The sequence below is a fragment of the Commensalibacter sp. M0355 genome, from assembly GCF_016101365.1.
GTDB lineage: Bacteria > Pseudomonadota > Alphaproteobacteria > Acetobacterales > Acetobacteraceae > Commensalibacter > Commensalibacter melissae.
Genome location: NZ_JACFQQ010000002.1, coordinates 143,152 through 161,378, shown reverse-complemented (window position 1 = coordinate 161,378; position 18,227 = coordinate 143,152). Strand labels below are relative to the sequence as shown.

Sequence of the window (18,227 nt, the reverse complement as noted above, 5' to 3'; positions counted from 1 at the left end):
TGTAAGAAGCCGTTACATGGGCTTTTTAAATTCCGCGATATATTTATATATTTACTATTTCACTTTTAATTTTGTCTGGTCTAAATATTATGCCTGTGACGAATAAATCCTTGGGGAATTTTTCTTTTAATCTGTTTGCGACCCTGTCAGGACTTTTGACGATTTTATTATGGTCAAGTCTGGCCATTATGACAACTTTTGTAGCCTCAATACCCCGATTTGAGCTTCTATGGTTTGGTTTCGGCTTGTCTTTTGTTATTGGAACACTGATTCTGGTCCTGACGGGACGTTTAAATGAAATGAAACAGCCATTAAAACCCTGGATCACCGGATTTAGTGGAATTTTCTTTTTTCATTTGTTCTATTTTTTAGGATTGGCTTTTGCACCGCCAGCGCAGGTAACCTTGATGTCATATCTATGGCCAACAATGCTGGTTGTTTGCAGCGCTTTTTTAAGTAGGCGACAGTTTCATATAGCATATTTGATTGGCGTTCTGATGGGATTGGCCGGGACTGTTTTTTTAATGTATGGAGGAAAAAATACAGTAATTACCCCGTGGGTTTTATCAGGGTATTTTCTTGGTTTTTTATGTGCCATCGTATGGACAATCTATTCATTGGTTAATAGAAAATATGTAAATGTTCCAGCTGGCATGCTGATTGGTGTTTGCGGTGGAATTTCATTGGTAGCCATGCTGATTCATTTCAGTATTGAACCAACAGTCATCCCATCCCTGAAAGAAATGATAATCTTGATCTATATGGGTTGCGGTCCGATGGGAATTGCCTTTCTTGCCTGGGATTATGCCTCAAAAAATGCTAATATGTCGTTATTGGGAAGCATGGCCTATTTGGCACCTTTACTATCCATGGTATGGCTGGTGGTGGCCGGTAAGGCTCCAGCAACATTTGGATTGGGAATGGCTGTTATTTTAATTGTGGGGGGAGCAATAGTTGCAACTTACCCTTTAAAACATGTAAAAGAATAGCAATCTTTGTAAAAAATCTATAGATATATAACTAAAGTTAAATTTGATTTATTGAGACAGTCTTATTGATATTGGTGCACCATGACAGATACGCCTTTGGAATCTATTCGTAATTTTTCTATTATCGCTCATATTGATCATGGGAAATCCACCCTTGCTGATCGTCTTATCCAGGCATGTGGTGCATTGACGCAAAGGGAAATGCATGCCCAGGTTTTGGATAATATGGATATTGAGCGTGAACGTGGCATTACGATCAAGGCGCAAACTGTAAGACTGCATTATAAGGCAAAAGATGGAAAGACCTATATCCTTAATTTAATGGATACACCTGGTCATGTGGATTTTGCCTATGAAGTAAGCCGTTCTCTTGCCGCTTGTGAAGGATCGTTGCTGGTCGTTGATGCATCTCAGGGGGTAGAGGCGCAAACCCTGGCGAATGTGTATCAGGCCATTGATGCAAACCATGAGATTGTTCCAGTTTTAAACAAGGTTGATTTACCAGCTGCGGATGTTGAAAAAACCAAGGAACAGATTGAGGAAATCATAGGCATTCCGGCAGATGATGCCATTGGCGTCTCGGCAAAAACAGGTTTGAATATTGATGCGGTTTTAGAAGCATTGGTGACCCGTCTACCTTCTCCCAAAGGGGATTTGGAGGCACCTTTGCAAGCTTTGTTGGTGGATAGTTGGTATGATACTTACCTTGGCGTCATTATTTTAGTGCGTATTAAAGAAGGTCGCCTTAAAAAGGGGATGCGTATTCGCATGATGTCAAACAACAGAACATATCATGTTGAACAGGTGGGTGTTTTCACGCCCCATATGCGCGAGGTTGAATCTCTGGGTGCTGGAGAGCTGGGTTTTATCAATGCCGCGATTAAAACCGTGGCAGATTGTCATGTGGGTGATACGATTACCGATGATCGCCGACCTGCGACCGAACCTTTGGCTGGATTTAAGCCATCAATTCCCGTTGTTTGGTGTGGATTATATCCAATGGATGCCGATGACTTTGAAAAGCTGAGAGAAAGCCTAGGTAAATTGCAGCTTAATGATTCATCATTTCATTATGAACCAGAAACTTCCGCTGCGTTGGGATTTGGTTTCCGCTGTGGATTTCTGGGATTGTTACATCTTGAAATTATACAGGAACGGTTAAGTCGAGAATTTGATCTTAACCTGATAGCTACAGCACCCTCGGTTGTTTATCATTTATACAAACGGGATGGGACGATTGAGGATCTTCATAATCCTGCTGACATGCCTGATCCCACCCTGATTGAAAAAATAGAGGAACCATGGATAAAAGCATCCATTATGGTTCCTGATGAATATCTGGGAGCTGTATTGGGTTTATGTACAGAACGCCGTGGTCAACAGATTGACCTGACATATGTTGGGGCAAGGGCAATGGTTGTTTATCGCCTGCCGTTAAATGAGGTTGTCTTTGATTTCTATGATCGCCTCAAGTCCGCGACACGGGGATATGCCAGTTTTGACTATCATATGGATGGCTATGAAGAAAGTGATTTGGTTCGAATTAGCATTTTGGTAAATCAGGAACCTGTTGATGCCTTGGCCTTTGTTGCTCACCGTTCCGTAGCGGAATCACGCGGACGGGCAATCTGTGCCAAATTGAAAGACTTAATTCCGCGTCAATTGTTCAAGATTGCCATCCAGGCAGCAATAGGGGGACGTGTCATAGCGCGTGAAACCATTGGAGCCCTATCAAAGGATGTTACTGCCAAATGTTATGGAGGTGACATTTCTCGAAAACGTAAACTGCTTGAAAAACAAAAAGAAGGTAAAAAACGTATGCGACAATTTGGTAAAGTTGAGATTCCTCAATCAGCCTTTTTAGCAGCATTGAAAATTGACCGATAATTTTTGATACAAGATTTTCATTATTACTCTGACCTATTTGATTTTTTGAGAAATATCAAATAGGTTTTTTATTGTTGATTTGTCTGAATGCTAGCGTTTCTTTTAATTTGTACTTTAATCTATTTTTCTGTTTTTTTTTATTTTTTGGGTAAAAATCAAGTTCCTTTAAAAAAAGGGTTTACATTTCTTTCCAGTCGTAAAAATAAAAATCATACTAATTATAAAAATTGTAAACATGAATTATTTTCCGCTGACGATTTTATTTATAAACGATATGCAGAACAAAACACTAACATTAACCGATGTAATCTATATCCTGTAATCCCCGTTAATTTCGAATCCATTTTCATATTTAATTGTCTGCAAATGTGGTTGATCGATAAGAGATTGCATTGGTATATAGGTTTTGAAGTGTCAATGGGGGCATTCATCAAGACTGATTCTTCCTTGCCCCAGGAAATTCAAGATCAAGCTTTTTGGGCCTATAATAATAAACGTGTTGATTTTTTACTGGTTAATTGCTTCGGAACACCCAAATTGGTAATTGAATATCATGGTTCTGGTCATAACCTTTCAAGGGATGCAGAAGACCGAATGAAAATCAAACGGGCTATTTTATACAAAACAGCCATTCCTTTGCTTGAAATTAGTTATACGATGTCTAAAAATGAGATTATTTATTGGTTAAATCAGTTTTACAAGGAACATATCAAAAGTGATGAGAGGGGTTGAAATCGAACCTACAGTTAAAAATTTATAAAGTTTTTTAAAACCATATTGAATTCAATATAAAAGATCAGTTTAATATTTAAATATATGAAAATTATATATGAATCATTTTTTGAAATTTATTTTAATCTTTTTTGTTAAATGGTTTAATTTCAGTTTTAAAGTTTTTCAGAAATTATCTTTGTTTTTTATGAAATTTTTCTTGCCTAATATGAAAAAATTGTTATCTTTCATTTTTAGTTAACCTTTTACGGAGAGATGGCCGAGTGGCTTAAGGCGCACGCTTGGAAAGCGTGTGTACGTGAATAGCGTACCGTGGGTTCGAATCCCACTTTCTCCGCCATTAAATAAAACATTATCCCACATCACTTCATATTTTCCGCAGAAAATCAGCATTTTTAAGTAAATTACCAAACATTATCCCATATTATAAAACATTTGAACGCATTTAATCTTGGGGTATATGATTTTTCATCTTGGGCTATATCAATGTTACGGATAAGGCCATAAAAACAGTTAAATATCAGGAACAGAGTAAAAACAAACTTTATGAATGTGGTTTATACCTGATTATAATAAAAGCAAATTCCAAAATATGGCGTTTTAAATACACTTTCGCAAAAAAGTGAAATGCTAACATTTGATTCTTATGCTTAAATACCATTAGCAGATATGTGAGAAGCAAAATATGGTTAAAGCTATCGATTTTGGAATTGCTAATTTACATCAAAAATTTTTTCAATCTATACAGCAAAAAAAATGTTTTAAAAATATTTTTATGAACAGTGGATTTAAATAAATATAAGTATTTGAATCTTATATATATAATCTTTAATGTAATATTATTTAATTCTAAAGTTAAAATTAATGTAGTATGAAAACTTCTAAAAGTGGTAATATATAGGGGAAAAATGACTGATAAGAAAATAATATTCGTGAGCCATATCTCTAAAGAAAAAGAATTGGCAATAAGTGGCTTGAAACAGTCAGTAACAATCTAGAAAAGTGCATTTTCATTATTGTTTTGTGTAGTCAAGAAAGCATTAAAAAACCATGGATAAATTTTGAATGTGGAGCTGGATGGACGCGAAAAATACCAATTATACCTATCTGTCACTCTAATTTAACAGTTGCCAACTTGCCCATTCCATTAAATCTATTGCAAGGATTTGATATACAAAAACAAGGTAAATTAACAGAATTAATATCCAGAATAGCGAAAGAAATAAATATAGATACACCAAAATTTGATGAACCATCCATATTAAAAGAAATAGAAAAATTTGAAAAAAATTATCAGATAAATTCTAACATAAAAAAAGAACTAAAGGAGATAGAAGAAAACAATCCATCTTTTTATGAAGACCTAAAAGTTTCATTCGTTAATGGTCAAATTAATTCATCGAATTGTAATACTTTTTTTAAAATTACTCAATCATCATTTGAGGATATTAAACAAAGTCTAAAAAATTTACAAAAAAATCAACTTTTAGAATTTCAATTTAAATCTGATGGAGCATTAGTTCTTTCAAGTAAAGTATCAGGATTAATGGGAACACTTCGTTTAAATTTTAAAGATTTTTTTAACATTTACAAACAATATTTAACTTCAAATCCTACAATATCATCCCTCTAGACTGTTTTTGTTCTTTTTCTTCGTTTTCATGAGCCTATTTTGAATCTTTACTATAAATTTTTCGATCATTCTAGATAATAAAAATTCTGAAGAAATCTCAAAAAATATAAAGATCAATTTTCATATTGCATTGGAGAAAATTATGCTCACTCTGATTTTATGGAGAAAGTGCAATGGAATGAAATAATAAAATTGACAATTTTAACACTACATGTTAAATTATTATTTATAATGGACTATTTGTAATTTTTTATTACAAAGCGGTGGCTTATTTCAGTTAAATTTAAAAATATATCAGATTTTTAATAGGGATGGGATAGTTGTATTTTTCGCAGAATCCATGTATCGAAGGTAATTCGCTAGTGCGTTTCATCGGTAGTTGTTAAGATTTTTTGGAATATATACATTCTTTATAAATTAATTATTTGTTGAGAAATTGAGGAATTTTAAGGGTGTAAACCTGATAAATTTTAGTTTCTAGGTAAAATTTAAAAAATACCGATCAAGCTGCTGTTTTTATATTTATAGGTTATACCTAGATTCCTTTAGATTTCATCATGGTTATATTTGAATGGCAGCTGATTAATTTCACATATAATGGCAATGATTAGTATTAGTGCAGCTTCAAGGATTGCTGGGACTTGCAGTTTTTTGTCACCACGATTTTGAGTGAGAGATTCGAAAATCGTGGTGAGAATGTATTATCAGAACTCATCTTGGCAAGACGTACTGAAATATAATTTGTTGAAGTTCCAAAGTGTGTTGACCTATTAATTGACAGCTGATGAAGTATACGATGATTGTATAGGGCTTGAAATTGTTGCTTGAATACGTAATTAAGAACGATTGTCAATTTTTCATACTGTGATTTATGAGGATCCTGACATCCAGCTTTATGGTCAGATCCTTTTTGACATTTCCAGAATGTATGAAAACTTAAATATTTTCTGTTTCTTATCCTAAAAGGAACGAGTGTAGGAATGGGTGAAGATAGCAAACCATTTACAGTTAATTTACCAACAAGTTTTATTGGAAGGTTCAAATATGTTTTGAAACAAGTAAGCAGTAATAAATCTTCTGTTATTGCCGCAAATGATTGTCAACAATAATTAATTAACTTTTTGTATTTATCAATTAGAATACAGTTTTTGACAAATTATGTTGATATTATGATTTGGTATTGGCGATTACTTTTGCAAATGTTCCAGATGAAAAAGATTTATTCCTATTAATTTAAAAACAATGGAACAGATGGAAGGTTTCAGGATTATTAAGAATCTGTTCAAAAAATATCTATAAAAATCAAGTTGTTTCTGCATTAAATGAAGATAAAGATCATGTATTATCCACTTTTATTCATATTTAATGAAGCAACGTTGTCAAAAATATAAAACAAACAATGTCGCCATAATATTATGGGTATGGGCATTGTTTTATAATATCAATTTAATAAAAACCGTTCTTGTGAACGGTTTTTTTTATTAAGGATAAATAGATGAATAATTATTTAATTAATAATAATGAACCAAAAATTTTACCGGAGAATGAACCTTTATGTAAATCGCAAAAAAATAATATTATTGAACAAAATGATCGTGAAATATTTGAGTTGCCAGGTGGATGTCTTGGCAATACCGAATTAAGATTGTTATGCAAGGGACCTACAGAAAAGAAATTCTACAGTTTTTCTGTAAAGAACCGTATGTTGGCTGATGACAAGATTGCTTCTGTGAAGGTCGGTCCTGCCAGTGACAGCAATGTCACGGCTAACAAATACACATTTCAGGATCAGACTTTCACGGTTCGCCTGAGTGGCGGGAAATTAAACCGGAATGTACCAATTCGTTGTGAAATAACGACAGAACAGGAGGAAACGATTAATTTTGTCTGTATTCTTCCAATTCGTGCGGAGGGTGTGCTGTATGAGAATAATGACGGTCTTGTCGTCATTATGGGGGCTACAGGTCCAAAAGGGGAAAAAGGTGATAATAATTTAAACGATGAAACAACAGATTTACATGTTAAATCAATCAATTCCTCAGCTCTCGTTCCAACAAAAGCCGCCCCTTCAGCCTCACTTTTTTCAATAGTAAATAAGGTATATGAAACACGTTCATTTAATCTGCCAAACAGACCAATTGAAATTACAATGCATAGAGGCGGGAAAGCAAGAATTATAGAAAATACAATATATAATGCTGTAAATTCTTATCGTGCCCATCAAGAGATATCCTTTGAATTTGATATTCAGTCAACAGCTACGGATGGAAAGTTCATTATATGGCATGACAATCAAACCGACAGACTGCTTGATCATAGTTTGGAATTGCGAACATCAACCTATGAAGATTTGAAATCTTTACGTTTTACTGGCTTAAAAAATACACCTTATTATGATGTTGTCAAATTAAGTTCACTGGATGAATGGTGTCAGTTTATAGCAAAAGTCAATCGTCCATTTTATCCTGAAATCAAGAGATTTGAAACCATAGATCAAGTTACACAAATTGTAAAAACTATTCAATCTTATGGGTTAAGTCATCTGGCGACTTTTGAAAATGGTGCCTATTCAGTATTGGAACATGTCCGCTCTTTAGATTCAAAATGTCGTGTAGGGTATATACAATTTGGTGAAGACAACAATATAGATTCAGCTATTAAAAAAATGCAAACCTTGGGAAACGGGGTTTTGTTATGGCAAATTGACACTGTTTCGCAAGATCCCTCAATTATACAAAAATGCATTGATGCCGATGTTGGATTAAGTGTTTGGACTGCTGCTGATGATCGTGAATTTTTAAAGGCACTTACAGCTGGAGCAACTTCTGTAACTTGCAATAATTATCCTGTTCAAGCATTTTAAATAAGGGGTTGAAAATGAAAGATATTATAATAGCGGGTCGTGAACTGTCACAATTTCCAATAAAAATAAATGGAACATCAACAATTGACAAGAATAGTGATGGAACATGGACATTTAAATCAACAGATACGAACAGTAATGCTTATGGATATTATAATGTTCCCGCGATATTTGGTGAAACGGTTAGTCTTACAGTAACGGCAGTATCTTTGGAAGAAGCTGATGATAATCAAAAATATCCTTCGATTGCCGTACGTTGGATATCAGCTAACGGAGTATGGAAACAATCATCAGAAAATTATGTAAATTCAACAATGGTTGGAGTATATACGGCTGAGTTGACCATCAATGAACCTGTCGATCCAGGTGATATCATTCAAGTTTCATTTGGTCATTTCCGTCCGTCCATGGCATCCGGAAAATTTTTTGATGCACAAGTCAATATATCAAATAGTATGTATCCAGTTGCAAGAAAAATGTTTGCCTCGACATTGACAATCGAAGCGAGTAAAGCCGGTGAATTGCCAGATTTTTCTTATAAAACCCAATTCCAACAGTTAAATTTGAATATGATAAAATGGGATGATAACAGCACCTTAATATTGCAGGATGATCAGCTGAAAGTGGCAAATGCAGAAAATAATCTTTGGTACGTTAATCCGAAAATATTGATGTCCTTACCAGAACTTAGTGATTATTTTACAGTCAATGTTTTTCATGGAATGTATGATTGGACCGGTGGAAGTTTTAAGTTGACTTTTGCAGATACAAAAACTGGAAAATTAATTGATTTTAAAACCGATGCCACAAAAAAATTGGTAATACAATATGAAATAAATATATGATGGTGCACTTGATTATTAATCAAAATGGATAAAGGATGCATTGGAGATTATTTATAGGAGTAATATATAATGCATCTTGTTAAAGAAATTTTTCAAAATTTTCATAAATATAGAATTTTACTGCATTATAATTGTGGTGCTCTTGGAGGGTAATAATTATTCAGAATTATGTCAAAACAGCATCCAAGGGTTAAACTTGGACCAGTGGCAGTTTAAATATTATATGTAGCTTGAATATTTTTATTTATTACGTATTAATAATAATATTAGTTTAAGAAACTAATATTGATGGATAAATTCGTTTTATTGTTATAAAATATCACATAATGTTGTAATGACATTCAATGTTATTTACTGTCAGTAAAATTATACCTATCCAAATTATTAATTTAATTCATTTTTAAATAAAGATGTGGATTTATGGTACATTATGCAGTTTCAGTTGAGAATGAATTTTTCTGTCTCGCAAAAGATGAAGATAAGCCAATTATAAATATGCAATTGCAGAAATTGCCTTACATTGCATATAATTGGAGTTTAGCTTTACTAAATAAACTTTTAATTTCTGAATAGCCTAAAGTTTGGCAATATGGTCTTGTTTATACATATATGATGTTTTAAATATCTTTAATGCTGATTTAATTGATGATTATATTTAAGATAACAAATAATTTATATTTTTAATTCCTTCACGTGTATGGGTAACATTTTGTAAGTTTCCTTTTAGAATTTTATCAGAAAAAGGAGCGTCATTATTTGATTGTATATTGATGTTGTATTTTGAAATAATGGTTTGTAAAAGTTTGTTTATGGTGCCTCTTTTTTTGGTCTTCATTTAAATCAGATTTGAAAATCTTGTTAATTTATCCTATTAGGAACTGATTATTCCGTAAAAGTTGCCGCCTTGCATCAAGCTTATGTTTGGTTTTTAAAATAGATGAAGAAATTTCTTTTCTTTTGGTCAAGGTAAAATTCTTTATTCAAATATGGTCTTTCATGACAGCTATGTGATTGTCAGGATTTGGCGAAAAACTCTTGATGTGTCAAGAAAACGGTTTAAAGGAAAGCAAACCTAAATTATTGAATAAAGTCTTAAACTTTTATATGAATAAATTAGGTTATGAAAAAAATGAATTAGCCAAAGTAATACAATGCAATATCGACGACCTAGATCAATTGATAAGGTTGAATTCATATAATTAAAATTATTGTTTTACAACAGTAAAACTTCAGTCACCCACCCATTGCGGTGGGTTTTTTATTATCCACTTCTCATTTTAAAAAAGAAAAATCATCATGACCAAAATCACAGGTGGAATTTATCTGAACCATTTGAAACATGAGGTGATAACACCAGCTCTGAACTATATAAATCTTGGTGGACAGAGGGCGATCAATCAGGTAACGGGAACTTTTCTGGTGGAGGGATATGCATGCAACTATACATATCTCAGGCAGCTTGGCAAGGGGCCCGCGTTGGGGCCATGTCAGATGGAGCCCGTTACCTATAATGATATATGGGACAATTATCTCAACAATGCGAGAAGACAACCGCTAAGAAGTCTTTTAATGCATATCGCGGGTGATTTTAACCTGGACAACAGGGGAATACCGAAACCAGAGACATTGACAGGAAACCTTTTCTTTGCCGCGGCCATGTGCCGCGTTTTCTATATCCGGATCAGGGAGATACTGCCAGATTCCAGGAATGCAACAGCGATGGCCCAGTATCACAAGAAGTACTACAATACGGCGTTGGGAAAGGCGGATTGGCAAAAGAATATCGACCGTTTCCAGCAGGCCATTGATTGTTAGGATTTATATGTTTTATTATTCAAAATAATAAGCATTTATAGGCTATTAAAATATATTTAAAATAAAAAAAACAAGCTTTTTCATTTCGGGGTATAATGTGGGGTATAAATAAGATAAAAATATTAAATTTATTTTATTTTATTTATCAATTTGTTACTAGTTTAGTTCGTTATATACTTTCTCCGCCATTCAATAAATTATTCTGTATAAATTACATTTCCCAAAAATATTAAGTTTTTTTTTGTAACTTTATGATGTTTTAATATTATGAAAAAATTATCAGTTAATAAAAAAGAAATTTATATCTTTTTTTTATTTGTCAACCTTGTCATATTAATGGGTAGTTCTTAAGGATTATTAAAAAAAACAAATAAATTTTTTAAAATTTACAATATATTATCAATGTTCTGCTTAGTATAAGACTTGGTGATGTTATCATGGTTATTGATGTTATTTTTGCGGTAGTCAGGGTTTTGCAGGAAAGTTATTGACGCTTTTATTTTTGAATATTTTATGACATAATGTCAATATTATTTCCAAATAAAATAATGTTGGATTAAAATGTTACGTACAGAATTCGCACAATTACGAGAACAGGCTGGGATTTCCATTAAAGATTTGGCTAATGAGGCAGGTTTTACACAAAGAACATTATATAGATGGGAAAAGGGTGAAGCCGTTCCGCGTAAGGCTGTTATGACATTATTACAAAACAAGATAACCATTGCGGGAAATGGGCAATGCAAATTCAGGTTCATTGATCTGTTTGCGGGCATAGGGGGGTTGAGACGTGGATTTGACCGGATTGGCGGTCAATGTGTGTTTACAAGCGAATGGAATATGTATTCGCAAAAAACCTATAGGGCCAATTACGCATGCAATCATGAAATTGCGGGTGACATAACCAAAATAAGTGAGCGGGATATACCTCATCACGATATCCTGCTGGCGGGTTTTCCATGTCAGCCATTTTCAATTGCCGGCGTGTCAAAAAAAATATCCCTGGGATTGAAGCACGGGTTTGCATGTGAGACACAGGGCAACCTGTTTTTCGATGTCGCGCGTATTATCAGATATCATCGTCCCAGATGTTTCCTGTTGGAGAATGTGAAAAATCTTGTCAGTCATGACAGGGGAAGAACCTTTTCAATCATTCGCAATGTGTTGGAACATGAGCTTGGGTATTGCCTGCACTGGCGTATCATTGATGGAAAAGGGTTTGTTCCCCAGCATCGTGAGCGTATTTTTATCGTCGGGTTTCTGGATAAAAACGATTTCAGTTTTGACACATTATCCTTGCCCGATCCGTTGTCAGGGCCTCGCCTCTCGGCAATCCTGCACCCTGAAAACGGTAGTGAAAAACCGGAAAGCCACTATACCGTGGGGGAAAAAGCCTCTGTTTCCGAAAAATACACGTTATCCGACAAATTATGGAAATATCTGCAAAACTATGCTGACAAGCACAAAAAGGCGGGAAACGGTTTTGGTTTTGGACTGTGCGATCATGACAGTGTGGCCAGAACATTGTCGGCACGCTATTACAAGGACGGATCTGAAATCCTTGTCTCACAGGGATGCGATAAAAACCCGAGACGGTTGACCCCGAGAGAATGTGCGCGGCTGATGGGGTTTGACAGGCCTGGGCAGTCAGATTTTAAAATTCCCGTTTCGGATACCCAGGCATACAGGCAATTCGGAAATGCGGTCGTGGTTCCTGTTGTTGAGGCTGTTGCCAGTCATATACTTCCCCATTTGCAAAATTGACAAGTGTTTCATTATTAAAATGATCGATATTGTTGATCAGAAAACTAGAAGTAGAATAATGTCGTGTATTCGTTGTAAAAATACAGCTCCTGAAATGTTTATACGCAGAATATTGCATTCACGAGGTTATCGTTACAGGTTGCATGATCATAAACTGCCCGGCAAGCCAGATATGGTTTTTCGAAAATATAATGCTGTAATTTTTATTCATGGCTGTTTTTGGCATGGGCATGACTGCCATTTGTTTAGGATGCCTTCATCAAGAGTGGAATTCTGGAAAAATAAGATAGAGACAAATAAGAAAAGGGATATGAATGCTATTTGTAATCTTAGGGAACTTGGTTGGAGGTCGATGATTATATGGGAGTGTGCCATTAAGGGGAAAAAAAAGGTTTCTGTAGAAGACCTGATGTCTATTACCGATTACTGGTTTCGTAAATGTAATGATAATATGCAAGTTAGAGGAAAGTAAATGGCCTCATTAAATGAACTTTCTTATTGGCTGAATGAACAGAGAAGAATGGATAGGGTCTGGTATGTAAAACGTCTTTCAGCCAATGATACTTTGGCATCAGGATCTCATCAGGCTGGTCCTTACATGCCTAAAAAGCTGCTTATGGATCTTTTTCCATCATTGCAATATAGTGGTAAAAAAATCCAAGGGTTACATTCGAACTGCGACTTGACAGTTGTCATGATATCAGGGATGTAACGGCAATATGGTATAATAACAAATGGCATGATGGTGGAACTCGAGATGAAGTGCGTATAACAAACTGGGGAGGTCAGCATTCGGCTTTGCTTGAACCTGAAAATACGGGTTCTTTGGTCATTTTTTCTTTTCAAAGACAACAGGGACGGGATGTTTCTCTTTGTAATGTGTGGGTGTGTGATCATGTAACAGAGGAAGATTTGATTGAAAATCTTATAGGAGTTATTATTCCCGGGAAACATATTATTCGATCCTGGGATAGGAATTGCTTTGAAGAAAAGAACAAAACCAATTTTTGTTGCTTGTCACCAGAGAATATACCAGAAGATTGGAGAAATAACTTTCCGACAACTATAGATATTTTTAAAAAAGTAATTGAGTTAATACCTGATATTGGTGATACTATCGATGAGCGTCTTATTAGACGTAGAAATTGTGAATTTGAGCTTTTTAGAAATATTGAAAAAAATATAGAGTTTTCTTTTATTCAGCAGGGATTTAGTACGATTGACGCATTTCTTGAAACAGCAAAAAAAATTTTGCAAAGAAGAAAAGCACGGTCAGGTCGTTCGTTAGAGCTTCATCTTAGAGAGATTTTTTTAGAAGAGAAATTAAAGGAAGGGTTAAATTTTTCATATCAACCAGAGACGGAAAATGGTAAAAGACCAGATTTTGTTTTTCCATGTGAAAATGCCTATAAAAATCAACATTTTTTATCAAAACAATTGAGAATGCTGGCTGTTAAAACAACATGTAAGGATAGATGGAGACAAATATTAAATGAAGCGGATCGTATTCCAGTTAAACATTTGTTCACATTGCAAGAAGGGGTTTCGGTAAATCAGTTTCAGGAAATGTGTGAATCAAATGTTAGATTGGTGGTGCCAAAACCTTTAATAAATAAATATCCTTTGGAAATTCAAGGACATCTTCAAACCCTAGAATCTTTTGTGGGAGATGTGCGTTTATTGTCCAATTAATATAGATGCGAAAATTTATCGTGATAGTTTTCTGGTAAACTTATATCTTTTAAAGATAACTTATCAAAAGCGGGTGTAATTTATATATTGTGATTGCCATCTTCTCCGTTATTTAATAAATTTTTCAAGATAGAATAATAATTATTCTCAGAATCAATTTACCCGATAAGAATTTTAAATTCGTAATTTCAATATTTCATCCCATCGTGTTGTATAGCGTTGGCTCAACTGTTCCCGTTTAAGGTGCCATCTTGCCTTTTTTCTCTGTCCACCTATGAGAATCGTATGAGATCCCATTTGTTGATTAATCCTGTCGATCACTTGCATAAGACTATTATTGCGCTTGATTGATTGGTCATTTTGGATATGGGTGAAAAAATCAAGCTGTCTTTGATTTTTATGGATGATATCCAAAAGCATTATGCCTGCTTTATGATAATGGTATTCAGCCCTGAAAATTTTACGAAGCCCTTTTTGAGCAGCCCTGATGATTTCTCGGCTATCATCTGTAGGATATGGCATGGATATGGCAAAGGAAGGGTTGTATTGTAATGATTGATCGTGAAAACGGTTGGTTCTTAAAAAAACCAGAACAGCATGGGTAATGGAATGCTGTTTTCTTAATTTTTCGGCAGCTCGGCAGGTATGCAAGCGAATGGCTTCCTCAATATCAAACAGGTTGTTGGTACTTTGACCAAAACTTCGAGAAGCGACTATATTTTTTTTTGGTGTATGAAAATCTGTCAGTTCAATACAGGAAATTCCTCTTAATTCTAGAACAGTACGTTCCAAAACAACTGAAAAATGCTGTTGCATAAATTTGGGGCTGCAATTTTTTAATTGCCAGGCATTTTCAATACCCATTGCGATCAGTTTGGCATTTAAGCGACGGCCGATGCCCCATATTTCAGAAATTGGTAAATTTTCAAGAACATGTCTAAAATCAGGACCATGAATATCTAAACAGAAAACACCTTCATGTTTTTTATCTTTTTTAGCGATATGGTTGGCTATTTTTGCAAGAGTTTTGGTGGTTGACAGACCAATGGAAACAGGGATTCCAGTGTTTTTCTTAATGATTTTTTGAACATGGCGACAATAATTATTGGTTTTCTGATCCCCATTCAAATGAATAAATGCTTCGTCAATAGAATAAAGCTCAACATGATAAAAATAATTCTGAACTGTTTCAAAGACACGTTGGCTCATATCACCATAAAGTTCGTAATTGGAACTTAATAAAGTGATTTTCTCTTGTAAATCCGAAGGAATTTTAAATGCCGGCATTCCCATGGGGATGAAAGGTTTAAGCTCGTTAGAGCGGGCAACAACACATCCATCGTTATTTGAAAGAATACCAACCGGACGATTTTCCAATTTTGGATTAAAAACACGTTCACATGAAACGTAAAAATTATTACAGTCAATTAATCCAATCATTATTTTATTTATTATGGTTGAACAGTTTTTAACGATTGCGGTTTCTGAAAGAATGGATTGTATGAATGACCACTCCCCAGATCATGGTTTCTTTATCCTTGATTTCTATAGGGGGGTAATTAGGGTTGCCAGATTTCAAATAAGGGATATTGTTTTTAATTGCCAAAGCTTTACAGGTTAACTCTCCATCAACAGAAACAATGACAATATCACCCTGACGGGGATCTAGCGATCGGTCAACTACCAAAAGATCATGATCGAAAATACCGTAATTAATCATGGAATCTCCAGAAACCCGTATGTAATAAGTTGCAGAAGGATGATCAACCAAATGTTCTGTGAGCTCCAGTTTCCCTTCAAGATAGTCATCTGCAGGAGAGGGGAAACCCGCTTTCACCAGCATTTCAATGTGAGGTAAAAAATATCTGCGTGTGTCAGGATGGACAGGGTGAATGGAAACTATTTCTGTCTCAACCATAATTTGATCTCCATAAATAATTTTTTGGCTGACTATAAAAGTTAATTTTCTATTAATCAATGAAAGAATAAAAATTTTTATAGTTATTTGAATGACTTATTTGGCTTTGTTATCAAGTTTGAGATATGGGATCATTTAGGATAAACGGATTAATTATTTAATAGTAAGAATGAATTTTAAAGTTCGAAAAACTACAATTTAGATATTGGGTAATTATGACCGATATAAATCGTTAAAGTTAATGAATATATTTATTTATACCATGAATTATATATATAAATCAGATGGTTATCTTTTGAGATTGGAGTGTATTCAGTAATTGATTTTAGTTTTTATTAGGTTAAATTATGAAATTTAGATTTATACAGACAATTTTTATGAGTATATAATTATAATCTTGTTATATCGCTTAATATATGTTGCGGGTTCTTAAATGAAACTTATCATCGATATGACGAAATCATTATTAAAAAACGAATGATAACATATCGTTAGCTGTATCTTAATTGAAAATCAATGACCAATATTAAGCTTCAGATGGATCAATTGTAAATTGTCCATTAATCAGGTTTGTTCCAGATAGACAATCTATGTTTACATCGGGACAGCAAATATTACAGCTTGATGGTGATATGGAAAAATTCCCATTGGTGCGAATATACATGATGTTAATGGATATTATGGGAAATTAGTAATTTTGCCTGATTAAATTACGACACCAAAAATTATGGAACATCAAATAATTAGGTCATTTTTCCGCTTCTTATTCTTTCACTGTACCATGTATGTTAGGTGAATTTAAAAGGTGATATAAATTATCATTATGTTTGTGTAGTGGCCAATCACTGGAAAAATTTATATTATCATATTTTTAACTAAAAGTAATAATGTTGAAACAAATGGTAATAAAGATGGTAAATAATCCTAATATTAGTAAATTGAAAATGAAGAAATTTTTTCTTTGAAGATGCGGTAAAACATTACTAAACATAATGTTTAGAATTATAGCCACCCTACGGGGTGGTTTTTTTATTAATGTATTTATATATTCAAAAAATCAATTATTTATTTTATTATATATATATTTAATGAATTAGTTTAAATATTAAAATAATATTTTTTAAATGCAAAAAAATTATTAATTTTTAAAATTGAAAACCAATATGTAATGATATATAATAAATACATTTAAAAAGCCGAAAAACAGAATGAGAACAAAAGGTGCTTAAACAAGTTTTCAATTCTATTTTCCGGAAGCGAAATATATTATACGGAATGATATGAAGATATTCAATACTTAATTATTAAAAAATTAACTGTTTTTTTATATTTTAATTATAAAATTATTAAAAAGCATTGAAATTCAAATAAAAATTGAACTAATAAATTTTTGTTGATTTGTATAAAAATCAAAATGATTTTGATTTTGTTTTCAGCTACAGTTTTTTGGCAAATTGTTGCAATAGTTCATGATGCAATAGGGCAACTTGAACTGAACTTGCCAATTGTCGGGCTGAAACAGTATAAGAAGCATTGGAAACAACGGCGGCATAATCAGCGTGATAAAATTCTTTTGCCGATAAAACTTCTTGCACTGCTTTGTTGCCAACCGGTTTGGTATACAATTTGCATTGTAAAATTAATGTCTTGTTGTTTTTATAGGCAATGACATCGGCTCCCTGATCGCCACTAGCGTTTGTCACCTTAGCATCCCACCCAATCTGTTGCAGTAAATTTGCACAAAATGCTTCATATTCCAGAGGTTTTAGATAATTGACGTTATTAACATTTTGTTTTTTTTCTAAATTTGTTTGTTCAACAATTGTATGAATATGTTTGACTAGTTGTTTTTTGATTGATGGTAATAAATCAACAAGATTTTTTTTTGTCAGACGCGGACGAATTCTAGTCTTAATAAATCGTTGTATTTCTTTGAACCATCTATCTTCGATAATGGAGCCATAATCATCTTTATAACAAAGTTGTTCTTTTTTAAGTGTTAATATTTTCCGATGACGTTTTATTTCATTGATTGCCAATTTCATAGCTCTTTTTTTACGGTAAAAGCTTGTAAATTTCAGGAATGAAT

15 protein-coding genes and 1 tRNA gene are annotated in these 18,227 nt (G+C 33.6%); 12 read left to right on the top strand and 4 right to left on the bottom strand.

The window, feature by feature from the left end; all coding sequences use genetic code 11:
- Nucleotides 1-89: 89 nt before the first annotated feature.
- From H3T44_RS04515 to H3T44_RS04495, 5 genes are all read left to right on the top strand, one after another.
- Nucleotides 90-989: a DMT family transporter gene (locus H3T44_RS04515; protein WP_198196311.1), complete on the top strand. Its 900-nt coding sequence runs from the start codon at nt 90-92 to the stop codon at nt 987-989.
- A gap of 81 nt (nt 990-1,070) precedes the next feature.
- Nucleotides 1,071-2,876 carry a translation elongation factor 4 gene (gene lepA, locus H3T44_RS04510; RefSeq protein WP_198196310.1) on the top strand — a complete coding sequence of 602 codons (1,806 nt, stop codon included), beginning with the start codon at nt 1,071-1,073 and terminating at the stop codon, nt 2,874-2,876.
- A gap of 87 nt (nt 2,877-2,963) precedes the next feature.
- Complete coding sequence (locus tag H3T44_RS09230; protein ID WP_408869242.1) at nt 2,964-3,608, top strand: DUF2726 domain-containing protein; 645 nt, start codon at nt 2,964-2,966, stop codon at nt 3,606-3,608.
- Between the two features lie 249 nt (nt 3,609-3,857).
- Nucleotides 3,858-3,948: transfer RNA gene (locus H3T44_RS04500), tRNA-Ser, on the top strand.
- A gap of 681 nt (nt 3,949-4,629) precedes the next feature.
- Complete coding sequence (locus tag H3T44_RS04495) at nt 4,630-5,241, top strand: hypothetical protein (RefSeq protein WP_198196309.1); 612 nt, start codon at nt 4,630-4,632, stop codon at nt 5,239-5,241.
- Between the two features lie 613 nt (nt 5,242-5,854).
- On the opposite strand, the gene H3T44_RS04490 is transcribed toward H3T44_RS04495, so the two are convergent.
- On the bottom strand, nt 5,855-6,283 hold the full coding sequence (locus H3T44_RS04490) for a hypothetical protein (protein ID WP_198196308.1): 429 nt from the start codon (nt 6,281-6,283) through the stop codon (nt 5,855-5,857).
- Nucleotides 6,284-6,736: 453 nt separating this feature from the next.
- Here H3T44_RS04490 and H3T44_RS04485 point away from each other — a divergent pair, with 453 nt between their 5' ends.
- The 7 genes from H3T44_RS04485 (at nt 6,737) to H3T44_RS04455 (ending at nt 14,220) form a co-directional block, all read left to right on the top strand.
- Nucleotides 6,737-8,104, top strand: coding sequence for a glycerophosphodiester phosphodiesterase family protein (locus H3T44_RS04485; protein ID WP_198196307.1), 1,368 nt, complete (start codon nt 6,737-6,739; stop codon nt 8,102-8,104).
- 14 nt (nt 8,105-8,118) lie between these two features.
- Nucleotides 8,119-8,949, top strand: a complete 831-nt coding sequence (locus tag H3T44_RS04480; protein ID WP_198196305.1) for a hypothetical protein — start codon at nt 8,119-8,121, stop codon at nt 8,947-8,949.
- 1,296 nt (nt 8,950-10,245) lie between these two features.
- Entirely contained in the window at nt 10,246-10,764 is a 519-nt protein-coding gene (locus tag H3T44_RS04475; protein ID WP_198196303.1) for a hypothetical protein, read from the top strand.
- Nucleotides 10,765-11,325: 561 nt separating this feature from the next.
- On the top strand, nt 11,326-12,528 hold the full coding sequence (gene dcm, locus H3T44_RS04470; RefSeq protein WP_198196300.1) for a DNA (cytosine-5-)-methyltransferase: 1,203 nt from the start codon (nt 11,326-11,328) through the stop codon (nt 12,526-12,528).
- Between the two features lie 58 nt (nt 12,529-12,586).
- Nucleotides 12,587-13,000, top strand: coding sequence for a very short patch repair endonuclease (locus tag H3T44_RS04465; protein ID WP_232347513.1), 414 nt, complete (start codon nt 12,587-12,589; stop codon nt 12,998-13,000).
- Complete coding sequence (locus H3T44_RS09140; protein WP_198196296.1) at nt 13,001-13,240, top strand: EcoRII N-terminal effector-binding domain-containing protein; 240 nt, start codon at nt 13,001-13,003, stop codon at nt 13,238-13,240.
- On the top strand, nt 13,204-14,220 hold the full coding sequence (locus H3T44_RS04455; RefSeq protein ID WP_255552114.1) for a type II restriction endonuclease: 1,017 nt from the start codon (nt 13,204-13,206) through the stop codon (nt 14,218-14,220). Before H3T44_RS09140 ends, H3T44_RS04455 begins: the two co-directional genes overlap by 37 nt.
- Nucleotides 14,221-14,394: 174 nt before the next feature.
- Here the strand turns inward: H3T44_RS04455 and H3T44_RS04450 are convergent, their stop codons facing one another.
- The 3 genes from H3T44_RS04450 to H3T44_RS04440 form a co-directional block, all read right to left on the bottom strand.
- Nucleotides 14,395-15,660 carry a Y-family DNA polymerase gene (locus H3T44_RS04450; protein WP_198196292.1) on the bottom strand — a complete coding sequence of 422 codons (1,266 nt, stop codon included), beginning with the start codon at nt 15,658-15,660 and terminating at the stop codon, nt 14,395-14,397.
- Nucleotides 15,661-15,688: 28 nt separating this feature from the next.
- Nucleotides 15,689-16,138 carry a LexA family transcriptional regulator gene (locus tag H3T44_RS04445; RefSeq protein ID WP_198196290.1) on the bottom strand — a complete coding sequence of 150 codons (450 nt, stop codon included), beginning with the start codon at nt 16,136-16,138 and terminating at the stop codon, nt 15,689-15,691.
- A 1,436-nt stretch (nt 16,139-17,574) separates the two neighbouring features.
- Nucleotides 17,575-18,177: a restriction endonuclease gene (locus H3T44_RS04440; protein ID WP_198196288.1), complete on the bottom strand. Its 603-nt coding sequence runs from the start codon at nt 18,175-18,177 to the stop codon at nt 17,575-17,577.
- Between the last annotated feature and the right edge of the window lie 50 nt (nt 18,178-18,227).